Here is a 14,887-nt window from a genome sequence, read left to right as displayed (position 1 = left end):
CAAAGACCAACGTCCGATGACCGCCGCTCAGCGATTGCGATGATCGCGTTCCAGGTTCGGCTCTTTCGGATGGGGATACGGATGGGGCGTCGGCACAATCGTATGCGTCGCGACCGCCGCGGCTTGCCGCCCGGCTTCGCGCAGGATCGCGATGATCTTGTCTTCCGCAGCGTAATCGAATGGATCCTGCAGCCGCTGCTCGATCTCGCCGCCGCGCTCCGGCCGATTGGCGACGTACCATTGCGAGGTCTTCGCAATCGCCTGCACCGCCGGAATCAGATCGCGATAGCCGAGTTGCGTCTTGATCTTGAACAGATCCATCACCCGATGGTTCACGCTGCCCCCGATCGAAATCGAACGCGCCGACGTCCCGAACGAATCCGGAATACTGACCACCTCGAGCTCGCGCCCCAGCTCGCGTGCGATCACCTCGACCACCTGCCGCAACGAGAGCTGCTGTTCGTCGCCGCAATTATAGATCTGCCCAGCCGCCACTTTCGGCTGATCGACCGCCAGCAGCACCGCGTGCGCCAGATTTTCCGCGTAGCCGTGCGTCATCAGCGAGAGCCCGCCGTCCGGAATCAGAATCTCGCGCCGCCCGTCGAGAATCCGCCGGATGATGCACCATTCGCGCGGGATCAGTTGATACGGCCCATACACATACGGGTAGCGATAGACCACGCCGTTCGGATGAACCTTCAGCACCGCATCCTCGGTGCTTTTGATCAGCCACGAAAAACGATGCTCCTGCTCGCTCGCGACCAGCGGCGCGTCTTCCGGCATGCCGACCAGCAAGCCGGAGGGGAAATTCGCCGACGGCTCGAAATAGCCGCGATAGCTCGGCACCCCTCCGATCGCGATAAAGCAGGCGGTCTTGCCTGCCAAAGCCTCCGCCACGAAACGAATCCGCCCGTACGTCGCAATCACCACGTCGTAGGTGCGATTTCCTACCACGCTCTCAATCGTCTCGCGAAAATGCGGATCGCCGTGCAGATGATTAACCTCCGGCGGAATCTCCGGAATCTCGTGCGTGCCGCGATGGAAAATCGTGACCTTGTAGCCCCGCTGGATCAGTCCGTGCGCCAGAAATGGACCGGTCGGTCCGGTGCCGCCTACGATCAATGCTTTCATCAGTTTTCCAATGCTTTCCTGAGTATTACGCCAGATAAAAACGCGTGCCGCAGATAGTCACCTGATCGTCCGCGGTGCGATATCCGCGGCGCTCTGCCGCCGCGATCACGTGCTTGCGATCGCTTGTCACAATATCGATCCCGCTGAGCCCTTCGCCCCGGCCATCGCGCGCCTCGACAAAACGCACGCTAGCGTTATCGAATGGGAGCTCGAAGCGGCCGCGAGCGTCCTCGTGCAAAGGCGTCTCGACGATACTGCTCCAGCGCTCGGCCAGTCCGCGCGGGTCGGCCGACTGTAACTCAACCGCGGTATAGTGGCTGACCAAAGGTTTGTTTCGCGACGCGCTCCAGCCGTCGCCGCCTGCGGGCTCCCAGTGCCCCTCGGGCTGGTTGCGCTTATCCCAATCGATCTCGAAGAATGCTCCGCCGGTGTCCGCCGGATGGAGTTGCATGGCGTGGAAGCTCGACGACTCATGCTCCCAGGCGACGCGAATATTCATCGCCGCGGCGCGGGCTTTCCGCGCGGCCTGAGTTTCATGCGAGTCGCATTGGCAGATAACCATGTAGCCGCCATCGCCGTTACGCCGCTTGAGGTAGCGGCCGGCGGCGGTGTTTTCCTTGATCGGCGCCACTACTTCGATGAAGTTGCTGCCGACCGCCATCAGCGAATTCTCGAGGTCGAACGCCGCGACCGCCGGATCAACAAAACAAACCTCAAGACCGAAGATTTCCTTGAAGTCGGTGAGCGTTGGCGCAAGCTGCGCTGCAACCAAACAGATTTGCCGAAGTCGGATTGCCATAAATCCCTCCACACCGCACTCGTCCGCGCAGCCCGATACTTTTACATCAAGCGCGGAATGTGAACCCCTGGAATATTCCCGATCAGCCCGAATAATTGCAGCAGCCATATCAAGACGACCAGGAAAACCACCAGGTTGAGCAGCGTCTTGATGCCGCCCGCCATCGGCACGTACGTATTGATCAGCCAGAGCAAAACGCCAATCACAAGCAGCACGACTACGATATTAATCAGCGTCACTGTCCGATCTCCTAGACGATAGCGTGATACGCCACCAGTACGATGATCGCGCCGATCACTGAGACGAACATACTGTATAGATTTACGCCCGAGACGCCGGCTGCGCCCAAATGGGTGAACAGAAAGCCGCCCACCAGCGCGCCCACCACGCCTAACAATATATCGCGCACCAACCCTTCGCCGCTCTTGTTCACGATTTTACTCGCGATAAAGCCCGAGATGAGTCCAAGAATTATCCAACCAATGATCGACATGCACTCCTCCTCTTCGCCAGGCGTCCGGTTTTAATCCGGAAACCGCCGGCCACGTCGAGCATAAGCGCATACGCGCGCCCAACGCTAGCGGAGCGCGGCAGCAGCGCAAAGCGCGCACGGGGGGCGGAGTCTGCGACGCGCGGCCTACGTCAGGAGTCCGCGAGCTGCGTCAAGATTCTTCGTTAGCTCGCGCCGCGATCTCGCCGACGCTGAGGCCCTTGTACGTTACGCATGGGTTGCGCGATTATTCTCCTCGTTGCCGGCTGCACCCTTGCAAATCCGATCAATATATCGGTACGCGGAGAAGACGAGCGGGTTAACACTCAACATCAGGAGAGAAACCGAAAATGGAAATAGGTTTTTTGGCGGCGATGACGGCGCGGGGCGGCGATATCGCGGAGATCGCGCGCGCAACCGAGGCCGCCGGTTTTGATTCGCTCTGGATTCCCGAGCATCCGGTAATTCCCGCCGCGATGAAAACAATCTTCCCCTTCACCGACAACGGCAAGCTGCCGGAACACTATGGCCGCTGGGCCGACCCCTTTGTCGGCCTCGCTGCCGCCGCGGCAGTCACTAAAAAGATCAAGCTCGGCACAGGCATCTGCTTGATTCCCGAGCGCGAGACTCTGATCACCGCGAAAACCGTCGCCAGCCTCGACCTCCTTTCCGGCGGCCGTTTCCTCTTTGGGATCGGCGCCGGCTGGTTGCGCGAAGAAACCGAAGCGATGGGCGCGAAGTTCGGCACACGCTGGAAGCGCACGCGCGAGGGTATCGAAGCGATGCGCGCGCTCTGGAGCCAGGGCACTGCCTCTTATGCCGGAGAGTTGGTGCGCTTTGAGAACCTGCGCTGCGAGCCGCGGCCCGTGCAGCAGCCCGGCCCGCCGGTAATTCTCGGCGCGCACGGCCCCAAGGCGCTTGAACGCGTCGCCCGCAGCTACGACGGCTGGATGCCGCTCATCCAGGACCCGGCCGAGCTCAAGCGCGACGTCGCCACGCTGCGCAAGCTCCTCAGGGAGCAAGGCCGCGACGAAAACGCGGTCCACATCTCGCCGCTGGTCGATCCGCAGGAGCACGGCCCCTCCACCGAAGACCTCAAGTGGTGGCGCGACGCCGGCTGCGAACGCATCGTCCTGCTCTCGCAGCAAACCGTCGCCGCCACCGCCGACGGCCATGCGCTCGATCTGATCAAGCGCTTCACTCCGGTGGTCGAACGCAATCGTGCGCTACGCTAGCAGAGACACCAGGTTAGCGAAGCGGAACACAACCAAGAGAGAGGCTACCACTGCGTTCTGTCCAAACGACTTAGTGGCCTGTAACAGCGAATCAAAAGTAGGGATGATTCTGTGTGAGAAGTCGCGGTTGAACGAAGTGTAGCGCAGGCGAGTCCGCGAGCTGCGTCGGGGGAGACGAGTCCGCGAGCTGCATCGCGGGAAACGAGTCCGCGACGCGCGCGGCCGAGGTTAGCGGTCCGCGAGCTGCGTCAACCTTCCAGTTGAAGTTTTTTTTCAACCGCCTGCTAAGAGGCGGCTGCTGCGCCGTTGGCGTGTCTGCTGCCAATAGACGGCACTTTGCTGTTGACCGAGGCTTTGCCGCCGCGCGCCTTGCGCTCGCGAGGCGTCTGCCCATTCTCGATCAGATCGTGCACGATACGCAGCGTGTCGAGATTGTAGGGCAGGCCGCAATGGGTTGCGTTCACTTCGAAGGCCTCAACGTTCGGACCCGATTCCAGGCAACTGCTCCAGTCCACCACGCCGTCGGCTTTCGAGAAGATGATCGCTTCGGGGACGTTCGGCGGCGGCGTCGGCGAATGTACGCCGCACACATCGCGTAGATCACCCGAACATCCGCGCATAAATTCCTGCGACTTCATCGTGAAGGTCGCGAGCATGTGGACGAACGGGTTCGTCCGCTCCCCGACCTTGCCGACCGGCGACGCGAGCAGGATCGTCTGTTCGACTTGATCGGGCGCCCGCCGCGCCAATTCCCGCGCGTAGACCCCGCCGAGGCTGTGGCCAATCACCACTAATTTCTCATCGTGACGGTCATACAATCCCTGCAGAATGCGTCCGAGCCGATCCATGGCCCGACGCGGACAATCGATATTTGCCAGAATGCCCGAGAAGAAGACTCGATGGCCCTGCGAGCGCAGCCAGTTGGCGAAAGGATAGAGCGTCGCGTCACCCGCCAGGAAGCCGGGGATTAGTAGAATGACGCGGGGATGCTTGCTGCGGCGGCCAAGTGGCCAAGTCCAGGCATTGCCTGCGAATTTCGCGAATTCGCCAAAGACTTTCAGTTCCTGAATGAGGTTGAGGAAATTGAGGTTTGAAGCGCTGCTCATGCCTATTATCCCTTTCAGTCAGGCCGCCATTTCGGTGAGTTAGCCCTGTAACATCATTGTAACATTTCCGCCTACGATCGCACCAGATTTTCCGTGAATATAACCTAGCGTAGGTAAATACAAGCCAGAGCATAGGATAAGGCGGGAGGTTATCCACAACAACCGTTTTAGTCACCCGACCTCACTAATGGTCGCCGATCTGGCCTAGAAGCGTCGGTAAAACAAGGTTGGTCGTCAGCTACCATCCTATGATGCTAAAGCATAGAATGTGCCAATGCTAACCAGCCAAGCACTCCGGGGTCAAGGCTCGGGCGAGGTGAAATTAAAGGTTACCTGCGGGACTGAAGAGCGCCGAACTTCGCTTCCACTTCGTCTTCCAGCGGGAAGCGCCCAGTATCGGCCTTGGAGAAGATCTTCTTACCGTCGGTAATAACGTCAAACTGTCCGGTCTTGCCGGGCCGGATTTGAACGTCTTCGCCGAATTGCGATTTGAGCGACGCGGCCAGACTGGCCGCCCGAGCTTCGTAGCCTCACGGTACGCAGTAGAGGATTTCGGTGGCCATATTCTTAAGAGTAATACGGCCCGCATCACGACTCAAATAGCCGTCGCACCGAACTTATGTCAACGCAGTACTTCGCAGCTTTCGTTGCGCCCGTCCGGCATCCTATTTCCCGTTGGGCAGATCGACGAAAACCGCGGCGGCGACTACGGAGGTCCACAGCCCGTCGCGATCGCCAATCGCGGATTGCGTGACGTTACGGGTCTTGACGATCTTGTCGGACACCCGCCAGACATCCTTGCGCTCGTCGTAGCTTGAATTGGGATCGAAATCGACGCCGAGGATCGTTGCGAGCATCATCGCGGCCAAATCTTCCGCGTAGTCGCCTGCCTTCTGCTCGGGCTCACCGTAACTGTGATGCTCGGAGAGGTAGCCGTAATGGGCCGGATTCGCTGGGATAGCGACCCCGACCGAGGCGGCGATCAGGCGATGCGGCTCGTCGATCGCATTGTCGCTCATCACGGCGAAAACGATCTGCCCTGGGGTCAGGTAACGCCGGCCTTCTTCGGGCGCAATCAGCTTGCAGTTGGGCGGGAAGATCGATTTGACGCGGACCAGGTTGTACTCGGCGATACCCGCCGAGCGCAGCGACAGCTCGAACGCCGTGAGCTTTTCGCGATGCCGTCCGACGCCCTTGGTGAGAAAAACCCCTTTTGGTAGTGGCCCCATCGATTCGCTGTACCCCGCCCTTCACCGAATGTTGCATCAATAGTTTCAGACCAACGGCTCGGAATAAAGCGTCATCCGGAGCACCACGGCAAATTTCACCTAGACTTCACTGGACGGACGATATTCGCCGAAGACGACGCGCATCGCATCCGCGATCTCGCCGAGCGTTGCCCAACTGCGCACGGCTTCGATAATCGGCGCCATCAGATTGCCGTCACCACGCGCAGTCTCTTCGACGCGCGCCAGCGCGACGCGCACTGCAACTTGATCGCGCTCCGCGCGAATCCGCGCGAGCCGCGCGCATTGCTTCTCCTCGGTCGCCGGGTTGACCTTGAGGATATCGGCGGGCGGCTCGACGCCGGTCTTGAAATCGTTGACGCCGACGATGATCCGTTGCTTGAGTTCGATCTCGCGCTGATAGATGAAGGCGGCGTTGTGGATTTCGCGCTGCGGATAGCCGCGCTCGATCGCGGCCACGGCGCCGCCGAGATCGTCGATCTTGCCGAGGTATTCAAGGGTTTTGCGTTCCAGCTCCGACGTTAACGTCTCGACGTAGTACGACCCGCCCAGCGGATCGACGGTGTCCGCGACGTCCGACTCATGTGCGATCACCTGCTGCGTGCGCAAGGCCAGCAGCGCGGAGTTTTCACTCGGCAGCGCCAGCGCCTCGTCGCGCGAGTTCGTGTGCAGCGATTGTGCGCCGCCGAGCACCGCGGCCAGCGCCTGCAGGGTCACGCGCACGACGTTGTTATCAAGCTGCTGTGCGGTCAGCGTCGAGCCCGCGGTCTGGGCGTGAAATCGCATCATCATCGAGCGTTCGTCGCGCGCGCCGAAGCGTTCTTTCATGATTCGCGCCCACAGGCGGCGGGCGACGCGAAATTTCGCGATCTCCTCGAAAAAATTGTTGTGCACATTGAAGAAAAATGAGAGCCGGCTGGCGAAATCGTCAACCTTCAACCCGGCCTTGATCGCCGCCTCGACGTAGGCGATCCCATCGGCGATCGTGAAGGCCAGTTCCTGCGCCGCGGTCGAGCCCGCTTCGCGGATGTGATAGCCGGAGATCGAGATCGTATTCCAGTTCGAAACCTCGCGGCTGGCGAAGGCGAAGATATCCGTGATGATGCGCATCGATCCGCGCGGTGGATAAATGTAAGTGCCGCGCGCGATATATTCCTTCAGGATGTCGTTCTGGATCGTGCCGTTGAGCTTGTCCCAACCGACCCCCCGGCGCTCCGCCGCGACCAGGTACAGCGCGAGCAGTATCGATGCAGTCGCGTTGATCGTCATCGAGGTTGAGATCTTGTCGAGCGGCAATTCCGCTAGCAGCGTCTCCATATCCTCAAGCGAGCCGATCGCGACGCCGACGCGGCCAACCTCGCCGCGGGCGAGTGGATGGTCCGCATCGCGTCCCATCTGGGTCGGCAGGTCGAAGGCGACGGAAAGGCCGGTCTGCCCGTTGGCGAACAGATAGCGATAACGGCGATTCGATTCTTCCGCGTCGCCGAAACCCGCATACTGGCGCATCGTCCAGAGCCGCCCGCGATACATCGTCGGCTGCACGCCGCGCGTGAAGGGAAACTCGCCGGGAAAACCGAGCTCATTGAGGAAATCGAAGCCGTTCAGATCCTCGGGATCGTATTCGCGTTTAACCTCGATCCCGGAGCTGGTCGCGAAGCGTTCGCGCCGTTCGGCGCCGCGCTTGAGCGCCGGCGCGACGCGCTTATCCGCCCACTCTTTGCGCGCCTGCGCGATCGTTTTGTCGTTGTCGGCCATGATGATCGCCTATTCGATGATCAAAAGTAACTCGCCCTTTTCGACGGTCTGGCCGGCCGCGACTTTAATCTCCGTCACTTTGCCGGCCTTGGGCGACTTGAGTTCATTTTCCATCTTCATCGCTTCGACCACTACCACGCCCTGCTGAGCGACGACGTCGTCGCCGACCTTGACCAACAGATTGACGACTCGGCCGGGCATCATAGCCTTGAGTTCCACGCGGCCGCCGGCGTGCTCGCGCGTGGAGGCGCGCCGTGCGCGCCGCGCGGTGTCCTGCAGCGTGACTCGCGTCGCGATCCCGCGCGCACCGACCACCAGTTCGTCGGCCTGGCGCGACACCTCGAGGTCGAAGGCGCGATCGCCGACGATGATCGAAAAAGCGGAATGGCCGGCGCGGCGCACGTCGGCCTCGAACTGACTATCGCCCAAGGTGATCCTGAGCGAATGCCCGGTCACCTCTTCGATCTCGAGCTCGTGCTCAGCGCCATCGATGGTAGCAACGTACCGCATCAGGGATTCTTCACTTTTCACCGCCCGCGTGGAGTTAGCGCCCGAGATTGCGGCTACGCCGGCTGGCTCTCGACAATCGACAACGCGCCCGAGGTTGGAATCACGCGTGTAAGCGAAAAGCCCGCCTGAGCAAGGAGTCGTGCGAACTCGGCTTCCGTTCGCTCTCTGCCGCCTGGGGCCATCGCTAGCATAATCAGGTCCATTACCTTACCCGGGTCGGGTTCGTTGGAGGGTTTCAAGACCGAGTCAACTATCAGGAGCTTCCCATCAGGTCGAATCGCGCGCCGACAGTTTTTGAGGATCTTCGAAGCGTCGTCATCGTTCCAGTCGTGAAGAATCCACTTCATTATGTAGGCGTCCGCTCCCGCTGGAACTGAGGTGAAGAAATCCGTGTCTACGATCTGACATCTAGTCGCGAGCGGTCCGCTTCTTAACGCCGACGCGTCAGCGATCACCGCCGACTGGTCGGCGAGTATGCCGCTTAGGTTGGGGTTTGCGACCAGGATTGCATGGAGCAGGGCGCCACGACCGCCGCCAATGTCCACGATTTGTTCGAAGCGCGAAAAGTCATAGGCTGCAACCACCGCAGGCGCGTCAATCGCCGAGCCTGAAGTCATCCCAGCATGCGCGATGGCGGCGATCTCGGGGTGCGCGCCGAAGTACTCGAACAGAGTTGTTCCGAAGAGACGTTCGAAGCCGGAACGTCCGCTCAGGACCGCCGCTTCAAGCTCCCCGGTCGATCCCCGGAAGAATGGAGATCCTGCCAACAAGGCGAGCGCACGAATCGTGTTTGGGTGATCGCTGCGCAAGAGTTCGCTCAGTCGAGTCTGATGGAAGCGCCCACTGGCGTCTTCGGAGAAGACGCCGACGCTGGTGAGCATCCTAAGCACGCGCAGTAGCGACGGCGCGTGAGCCTTGGTCGCGCCGGCCAACTCGTCAGCCGTCTTGGGCGCACCCGCGACGAGGTCAGCGATCGCCAGTTTTGACGCGACGTAGATCGCCTGGGTAGTCACCAGGCCATAGACCAACTGAGTCATGCCGCTCAACTCGGCGGGAGCTGCCACCTCGGATGACGTCTCGCTCATCTTTTTCTCCCGCCTGTCCGGTAGGGCAACTTCCTTAACCGCCCTAGTCGACGGGCTCGCGGATCAGCACCGGTATCTGTCGGGAAGTGTGCCATCTTGCCTCCATCGGTTTTAGTTTAATCAAAGCAACGTGTTTTCTGAGTCGTTCTGTACTTCTCCACGTTTTATTTCTGCGCGCGCATCCACTGGGCGACGCGCTCGCCGATCATTATGCAAGTGAGATTAGTGTTGGCGCGGACGATGTTCGGCATCACGGAAGCATCGACCACGCGCAGACCCTCGACACCATGCACGCGGCAATACTGATCGACCACCGCCATCCGATCGCTCTCGGGTCCCATCCTCGCAGTCGCGACCGGATGAAAGTTGGTGGTGCAGTTGTCGCGGATGAAATCCGCCAGCGCGGAATCAGAATCGACGATTTCCTGCGTAAGCCCCAAGATCTCCTTGATATACGGACTCAGATGAGGCCCGTGCATCACGCGCCAAGCGATACGAACGCCCTCCAGCATCCTGCGGACGTCCTCTGAATCGTTCACAAAATTAATATGGATCTCAGGCGGTACGTCCGGGTCAGCGGTGGTCAAGCGAAGGTGGCCGCGCGAGCGCGGACGCTGCAGCCCCGGCGTGAAAAGTACAATTGGCGGCGGGGTTAGCCACGAGAATCCAGGAATTAGCGCTTCGTCGAAGAAAATGTACGCGCCTAACTGCATGTCATTGAATTCGCGAGAGGATCCGGCGGTATAGCGCACGATGACCGGTGTTGTAACGTCCACATCGTGCGCTACGCCCGGAACGGGTTTGGCGGCAATAAAAAGCATCGGATGATCGATCAGGTTTTTGCCAACACCCGCAAGGTTCAGAAGGCAGTTGATCCCTAGTTCTTCAAGCTCATTGTGAGGCCCGATACCGGACCGCATAAGCATAGCGGGCGAGTTGATCGCGCCAGCCGAAATCGTGACGCGAAGCCCATGGACACGCTGGATAACCCCACCGCATTCAAGCTCGACGCCGATGGCCCGCCCGTTTTCGACAAGAACGCGGTGGACGTTGACTGCGGAACGGATGGTTAGGTTAAGGCGATTGCGTGCGGGAGCAAGATAGCCAATCGCGGTTGAGATGCGTACTTGGTTGTGACGGTTACGCGGGGTCGGACCGACGCCGGTCGAAGCGGGATCGTTGTGGTCTGTTACCTCGGCAAAGCCGGTCGCACGGCAGGCCTCGAAAAAAGCACTGCCGATCGGCTGCCAGGTCTGTTTGGGCAAACGCTCGATCAGGATTGGACCACTGGTGCCGTGAAAGTCACCGGAGTAGTCGCGGTCGTTTTCCAGCTTCCGATAGAATGGCAGAACCTTCGCGAAACTCCACTCGTCGTTGCCCCATTCGACCCATTCGTCGAAATCCTGTGGCGTGCCGCGCAACGCCATAGTCGCGTTGACAGCCGAGGATCCACCCGTAACCATACCTCTCGGATAGGGGATTTCGCGACCGGGAGTCGCTTGCGCGGCTAATCCCCAATCATGGGCCGCCATCGAAGCAAAGGAGTGCAGGAGATCATCCGGTGTCTGACCGATTGTTGGATAATCGGGTCCGGCTTCAAGCAGCAGGACCGTACGAACCGGATCCTCACTGAGACGCGCAGCCAAGACTGCACCAGAGGAACCGGCACCAACGATTATGTCGTCATATTGCATCCGCCGCGACTCACTGAACCCTATTAACAGTCGAGCGCACTCCTGCTCGAAGTTGATTTAATTCGCTCGAGCCGTCTTGTTGGTATCAAATTATTCGTGGGGTTGCGATGTACCGCATCAGAAGTGTTTCACTGCTCGCGCCAAGGCTATCGCCCCAGGATGCGGCTGCGGCCGACCATCTTCCACGGTGAGAAGGTATCAGTCGCGGGCGCGGCCAGCGGCGCGCCCCCGGCGGTGTGATTGCCGGCGCGCTGCGCGGCAAAGGCCGCGGCGATTATCGCGCTGACGCGCACCGGATCGTCAGTCTTGGCATCCGTTTGCGGGCGGTACTCCTGCGCGATGAAGTTGGTGTCGAAATCGCCGGCGATGAAGCGCGGATGAGCGGTGATCCACTGATGGAAATCGAGGTTGGTCGAAAGCTCGCCGGCAATCCTGAATTCGCCAAGCGCCCGCCGCATCCGCGCGAGCGCCTCGGCACGGTCACGGCCCCAGGTCGCGAGCTTCGCGATCATCGGATCGTAAAAGACCGAAACCTCCGCACCCGCATAGACGCCGGCGTCAACGCGCACGCCGGGGCCGTCGGGAAAAGTCATCGAGTCGATTCGTCCGGGCGCGGGAACAAAGCCCGCGGCGGAGTCCTCGGCGTAAATCCGGCATTCGAGCGCCCAACCGTGCTGGCGCAAATCGCTTTGGCTGAAGGGTAGGGGCAAGCCTGCCGCGACTTCGATTTGCGTCTTGACGAGATCGATTCCCGTCACCATCTCGGTGACCGGATGCTCGACCTGGATGCGCGTGTTCATCTCGAGGAAGTAGAAATTGCGCTCAGCGTCGGCGAGAAACTCGATCGTGCCGGCGCCGACATAGTTCACGGCGCGCGCCGCCTTGACCGCGACTTCGCCCATCGCCGAGCGCATCGCCGGCGTGATGAACGGCGACGGCGATTCCTCGACTACCTTTTGATGCCGGCGCTGAATCGAACATTCGCGCTCGAACAGATGGACGGTGTTGCCGGCCTTATCGGCGAAGACCTGGATCTCGATATGGCGCGGGCGGTTGACGAACTTCTCGACATAGAAGCGGCCGTCGCCGAATGACGATTTAGCCTCGCTGGCGACCGTCCGCACGGCCGCTGCTAAATCCTTGTCCTGCTCCACCAGCCGCATGCCCTTGCCGCCGCCGCCGGCCGCGGCTTTGAGCATGATCGGAAGGCCGATCTTTTTCGCGACCGCGCGCACCTGCTCTTCGGTCTCGAGTGTGCCGGGCGAGCCGGGCACAACCGGCACGCCCGCCGCGGCCATCAGCTTACGCGCCTCGACCTTGTCGCCCATCTTTTCGATCGCGCTCGGCGGCGGGCCGATAAAGACGATGCCGGCGGCTTCGACGGCGCGGGCAAAGCCGGCGTTTTCCGAAAAAAAGCCATAACCCGGATGAATCGCTTCGGCGCCGGTCCGTTTGGCGGCGTCGAGGATGCGATCCGTGTTGAGGTAACTCTGCGCGGCCGGAGCGGGTCCGACTGCCACGGCGTAGTCGGCTTCGCGCACATGGAGCGCCGCGCGATCGGCTTCGGAAAAAACCGCGACCGCCTCGATCCCGAGGTCACGGCAGGCGCGAATCACGCGCACCGCGATCTCGCCGCGATTTGCTATCAGAATTCGCTTGAACATTACTTCTTGGCGGCTTTCGCTACAGAGGGATATTGCCGTGCTTGCGCGGCGGATTCGAGTCGTGCTTGTTGGCCAGCGCCTTGAGCGAGGCGATCAAACGGGGTCGCGTGTCGCGCGGCATCAAGACCTCGTCAATGTATCCCAGCTCGGCGGCTTTGAACGGATTGGCGAAGGTCTGGCGATATTCGTCCACCAGCCGGGTCTTTTCCGCCACCGCGTCTGTCGCATTCTGGATCTCGTTGCGAAAGATGATATTGACGGCGCCGTCGGGACCCATCACCGCGATCTCGGCGGTGGGCCAGGCGAAGTTGAAGTCGCCGCGGATATGCTTCGAGGACATCACGACGTAGGCGCCGCCATAGGACTTCCGCGTGATGATCGTGATTTTCGGCACGGTGGCTTCGCAAAAGGCATAGAGCAGCTTCGCGCCATGGCGGATAATCCCGCCGAACTCCTGTGTGGTGCCAGGCAGAAAACCGGGGACATCGACTAAAGTGATAATCGGAATGTTGAAGCAATCGCAGAAGCGCACGAAGCGCGCGCCCTTCACCGAGGCGTCGATATCGAGGCATCCGGCGAGATAGGCGGGCTGGTTCGCGACGATACCCACCGACGCGCCGCCCAGCCGCGCGAAGCCGATCAGCATGTTCTGCGCCCAGTCCTTCTGAATCTCGAGCCAGTGCCCGTCATCGACGATCCGGGTAATGATCTCGCGCATGTCATAGGGCTTGTTGGCGTTCTCGGGCACGAGCGTGTCCAAGGCTTCGTCGCGCCGGTTGGGGTCATCGGATGAAGCCCGGAACGGGGGATCCTCGGCATTGTTCGCGGGCATGTAGGAGAGCAGCTCGCGGATCGCGAGCAGCGCGCCGGCATCGTCGGCTTCTTCGAGATGGCAAACGCCGGACTTCGTCGAGTGGGTGTCCGCGCCGCCCAATTCCTGCATCGTGACTTCCTCGTGCGTCGTCGCCTTAATCACGTCCGGGCCGGTGATAAACATGTAGGAGGTGTCGCGCACCATCACGACGAAATCAGTCATCGAGGGCGAATAGACCGCGCCGCCGGCGCAGGGTCCCATGATCGCTGAGATTTGCGGGACAACGCCCGACGACAGCACGTTGCGCAAGAAAATGTCGGCGTAGCCAGCCAGCGACATCACCCCTTCCTGGATGCGCGCGCCGCCGGAATCGTTCAAGCCGATCACCGGACAGCCGACCTTCGCCGCCAGGTCCATCACCTTGCAGACTTTTTCCGCGAAAGCGCCCGAGAGACTCCCGCCCAGCACCGTGAAGTCCTGCGAGAAAACGCAGACCTGGCGCCTGTCGATCGTGCCGTAACCTGTGACCACACCGTCGCCCGGCACTTTACGCTCACCCATCCCGAAATCGGTCGTGCGATGAGTTTTGAATTTGTCGAGTTCGACAAAGGAATCGCGATCGAGCAAAAAGAGCACGCGCTCGCGCGCGGTCATGCGACCGCCTTCGCGCTGGCGCTTGAGGCGCTCCTCCCCGCCGCCGAGTTCGGCCTGGCGCGTCAGATGCTGGATGCGCTCGACGTTTTCCTTCAAACCCATCGCTTAAACCCGGATACCCGCAAAGTGAAATGCCGCGTCAGGATACGACGCAGGCGCGGACTATATCAATTGGCTGCCAGCGCGGGGAAGTCTCATCGTCCGTGGCGAACAAACGGGGAATTATTCGGCGGCTTTCGGCACGAAACTCATAAATTTGAGCCGGTCGCCGACGCGCAGGTGATAGCGTTTCGCGAAGCCGCCGTTAACTTCGAGCACGTAGAGCGAGTCGCCCTCGACGCTGCGCGAATTCTCAGTGTAGGGCGTTGCGTTCTCCACGACGCCGAGGATTTTGCCGTCACCGTCGGCGAAGATCATGTCGAGCGGAATTTCCGTGTTTTTCATCCAGAAAGTCAGGTGGTCGACGGCGGGAAAAACGAAGAGCAAGCCGGCATCGGCGTCGAGATGCTGGCGGTACATCAGGCCGAGCTCGCGCTCTGAAGGTGTATTCGCGATCTCGACGTTCACGACCGTGCGTATCGCGCCGTCGGAGGAGACGATCGCAACGCGCGGCGAGTCTGCGCAGGCCGCGATCGTCGCGCACACTACAACACCGAAAAAAGCTGCGCCGAGCAGCTTTAGTCGAAGCCAGTTCATCGAAACA

Annotated in this window: 14 protein-coding genes and 1 pseudogene; 1 reads left to right on the top strand and 14 read right to left on the bottom strand. The window is 60.7% G+C overall.

Features of this window, described 5'->3' with window-relative positions:
• Positions 1–27 precede the first annotated feature (27 nt).
• Genes VKS22_13820 through VKS22_13805 form a run of 4 tightly spaced genes read right to left on the bottom strand, consistent with a single transcriptional unit; the run spans position 28 to position 2,423 of the window.
• On the bottom strand, positions 28–1,131 hold the full coding sequence (locus VKS22_13820) for an NAD-dependent epimerase/dehydratase family protein (protein HLW71686.1): 1,104 nt from the start codon (positions 1,129–1,131) through the stop codon (positions 28–30).
• 25 nt (positions 1,132–1,156) lie between these two features.
• Positions 1,157–1,930: a hypothetical protein gene (locus VKS22_13815; protein HLW71685.1), complete on the bottom strand. Its 774-nt coding sequence runs from the start codon at positions 1,928–1,930 to the stop codon at positions 1,157–1,159.
• A 41-nt stretch (positions 1,931–1,971) separates the two neighbouring features.
• Positions 1,972–2,169: a Thivi_2564 family membrane protein gene (locus tag VKS22_13810; protein ID HLW71684.1), complete on the bottom strand. Its 198-nt coding sequence runs from the start codon at positions 2,167–2,169 to the stop codon at positions 1,972–1,974.
• A gap of 11 nt (positions 2,170–2,180) precedes the next feature.
• Positions 2,181–2,423: a GlsB/YeaQ/YmgE family stress response membrane protein gene (locus VKS22_13805; GenBank protein HLW71683.1), complete on the bottom strand. Its 243-nt coding sequence runs from the start codon at positions 2,421–2,423 to the stop codon at positions 2,181–2,183.
• Positions 2,424–2,770: 347 nt separating this feature from the next.
• Here VKS22_13805 and VKS22_13800 point away from each other — a divergent pair, with 347 nt between their 5' ends.
• Complete coding sequence (locus VKS22_13800; protein ID HLW71682.1) at positions 2,771–3,655, top strand: LLM class F420-dependent oxidoreductase; 885 nt, start codon at positions 2,771–2,773, stop codon at positions 3,653–3,655.
• A 284-nt stretch (positions 3,656–3,939) separates the two neighbouring features.
• Here the strand turns inward: VKS22_13800 and VKS22_13795 are convergent, their stop codons facing one another.
• From VKS22_13795 to VKS22_13750, 10 genes and pseudogenes are all read right to left on the bottom strand, one after another.
• Positions 3,940–4,761: an alpha/beta hydrolase gene (locus VKS22_13795; protein HLW71681.1), complete on the bottom strand. Its 822-nt coding sequence runs from the start codon at positions 4,759–4,761 to the stop codon at positions 3,940–3,942.
• 329 nt (positions 4,762–5,090) lie between these two features.
• Positions 5,091–5,279 (bottom strand): annotated as a pseudogene (locus tag VKS22_13790) (Rdx family protein).
• A gap of 147 nt (positions 5,280–5,426) precedes the next feature.
• Positions 5,427–5,990 carry an arginine decarboxylase, pyruvoyl-dependent gene (locus tag VKS22_13785; GenBank protein HLW71680.1) on the bottom strand — a complete coding sequence of 188 codons (564 nt, stop codon included), beginning with the start codon at positions 5,988–5,990 and terminating at the stop codon, positions 5,427–5,429.
• Between the two features lie 99 nt (positions 5,991–6,089).
• The gene (locus VKS22_13780) at positions 6,090–7,763 is read right to left on the bottom strand and encodes a methylmalonyl-CoA mutase family protein (GenBank protein ID HLW71679.1); all 1,674 of its coding nucleotides are present in this window, start codon (positions 7,761–7,763) and stop codon (positions 6,090–6,092) included.
• A gap of 9 nt (positions 7,764–7,772) precedes the next feature.
• A complete protein-coding gene (locus tag VKS22_13775; protein HLW71678.1) occupies positions 7,773–8,273 on the bottom strand; it encodes a biotin/lipoyl-containing protein in 501 nt (166 codons plus the stop codon).
• A gap of 53 nt (positions 8,274–8,326) precedes the next feature.
• Positions 8,327–9,358 (bottom strand): methyltransferase, encoded by a 1,032-nt coding sequence (locus VKS22_13770; GenBank protein ID HLW71677.1) that lies wholly within the window; start codon positions 9,356–9,358, stop codon positions 8,327–8,329.
• A 164-nt stretch (positions 9,359–9,522) separates the two neighbouring features.
• The gene (locus VKS22_13765) at positions 9,523–11,052 is read right to left on the bottom strand and encodes a GMC family oxidoreductase N-terminal domain-containing protein (GenBank protein ID HLW71676.1); all 1,530 of its coding nucleotides are present in this window, start codon (positions 11,050–11,052) and stop codon (positions 9,523–9,525) included.
• A gap of 146 nt (positions 11,053–11,198) precedes the next feature.
• Positions 11,199–12,716 (bottom strand): acetyl-CoA carboxylase biotin carboxylase subunit, encoded by a 1,518-nt coding sequence (accC, locus tag VKS22_13760; protein HLW71675.1) that lies wholly within the window; start codon positions 12,714–12,716, stop codon positions 11,199–11,201.
• Between the two features lie 19 nt (positions 12,717–12,735).
• Positions 12,736–14,286 carry an acyl-CoA carboxylase subunit beta gene (locus tag VKS22_13755; GenBank protein HLW71674.1) on the bottom strand — a complete coding sequence of 517 codons (1,551 nt, stop codon included), beginning with the start codon at positions 14,284–14,286 and terminating at the stop codon, positions 12,736–12,738.
• 120 nt (positions 14,287–14,406) lie between these two features.
• The gene (locus VKS22_13750) at positions 14,407–14,880 is read right to left on the bottom strand and encodes a DUF192 domain-containing protein (GenBank protein HLW71673.1); all 474 of its coding nucleotides are present in this window, start codon (positions 14,878–14,880) and stop codon (positions 14,407–14,409) included.
• Between the last annotated feature and the right edge of the window lie 7 nt (positions 14,881–14,887).

It is taken from the genome of Candidatus Binataceae bacterium (assembly GCA_035308025.1).
Lineage (GTDB): Bacteria > Desulfobacterota > Binatia > Binatales > Binataceae > JAJPHI01.
The sequence above is the reverse complement of the archived record's forward strand: the minus strand, read 5'-3'. Positions and strand labels throughout refer to the sequence as shown.

What these genes read in the sequence shown, in the direction of transcription:
- VKS22_13820 (HLW71686.1), bottom strand. Translation starts at nt 1,131, where the DNA reads ATGAAAGCATTGATCGTAGGCGGCACCGGACCGACCGGTCCATTTCTG.
- VKS22_13815 (HLW71685.1), bottom strand. Translation starts at nt 1,930, where the DNA reads ATGGCAATCCGACTTCGGCAAATCTGTTTGGTTGCAGCGCAGCTTGCG.
- VKS22_13805 (HLW71683.1), bottom strand. Translation starts at nt 2,423, where the DNA reads ATGTCGATCATTGGTTGGATAATTCTTGGACTCATCTCGGGCTTTATC.
- VKS22_13800 (HLW71682.1), top strand. Translation starts at nt 2,771, where the DNA reads ATGGAAATAGGTTTTTTGGCGGCGATGACGGCGCGGGGCGGCGATATC.
- VKS22_13795 (HLW71681.1), bottom strand. Translation starts at nt 4,761, where the DNA reads ATGAGCAGCGCTTCAAACCTCAATTTCCTCAACCTCATTCAGGAACTG.
- VKS22_13785 (HLW71680.1), bottom strand. Translation starts at nt 5,990, where the DNA reads ATGGGGCCACTACCAAAAGGGGTTTTTCTCACCAAGGGCGTCGGACGG.
- VKS22_13780 (HLW71679.1), bottom strand. Translation starts at nt 7,763, where the DNA reads ATGGCCGACAACGACAAAACGATCGCGCAGGCGCGCAAAGAGTGGGCG.
- VKS22_13775 (HLW71678.1), bottom strand. Translation starts at nt 8,273, where the DNA reads ATGCGGTACGTTGCTACCATCGATGGCGCTGAGCACGAGCTCGAGATC.
- VKS22_13770 (HLW71677.1), bottom strand. Translation starts at nt 9,358, where the DNA reads ATGAGCGAGACGTCATCCGAGGTGGCAGCTCCCGCCGAGTTGAGCGGC.
- VKS22_13765 (HLW71676.1), bottom strand. Translation starts at nt 11,052, where the DNA reads ATGCAATATGACGACATAATCGTTGGTGCCGGTTCCTCTGGTGCAGTC.
- accC (HLW71675.1), bottom strand. Translation starts at nt 12,716, where the DNA reads ATGTTCAAGCGAATTCTGATAGCAAATCGCGGCGAGATCGCGGTGCGC.
- VKS22_13755 (HLW71674.1), bottom strand. Translation starts at nt 14,286, where the DNA reads ATGGGTTTGAAGGAAAACGTCGAGCGCATCCAGCATCTGACGCGCCAG.
- VKS22_13750 (HLW71673.1), bottom strand. Translation starts at nt 14,880, where the DNA reads ATGAACTGGCTTCGACTAAAGCTGCTCGGCGCAGCTTTTTTCGGTGTT.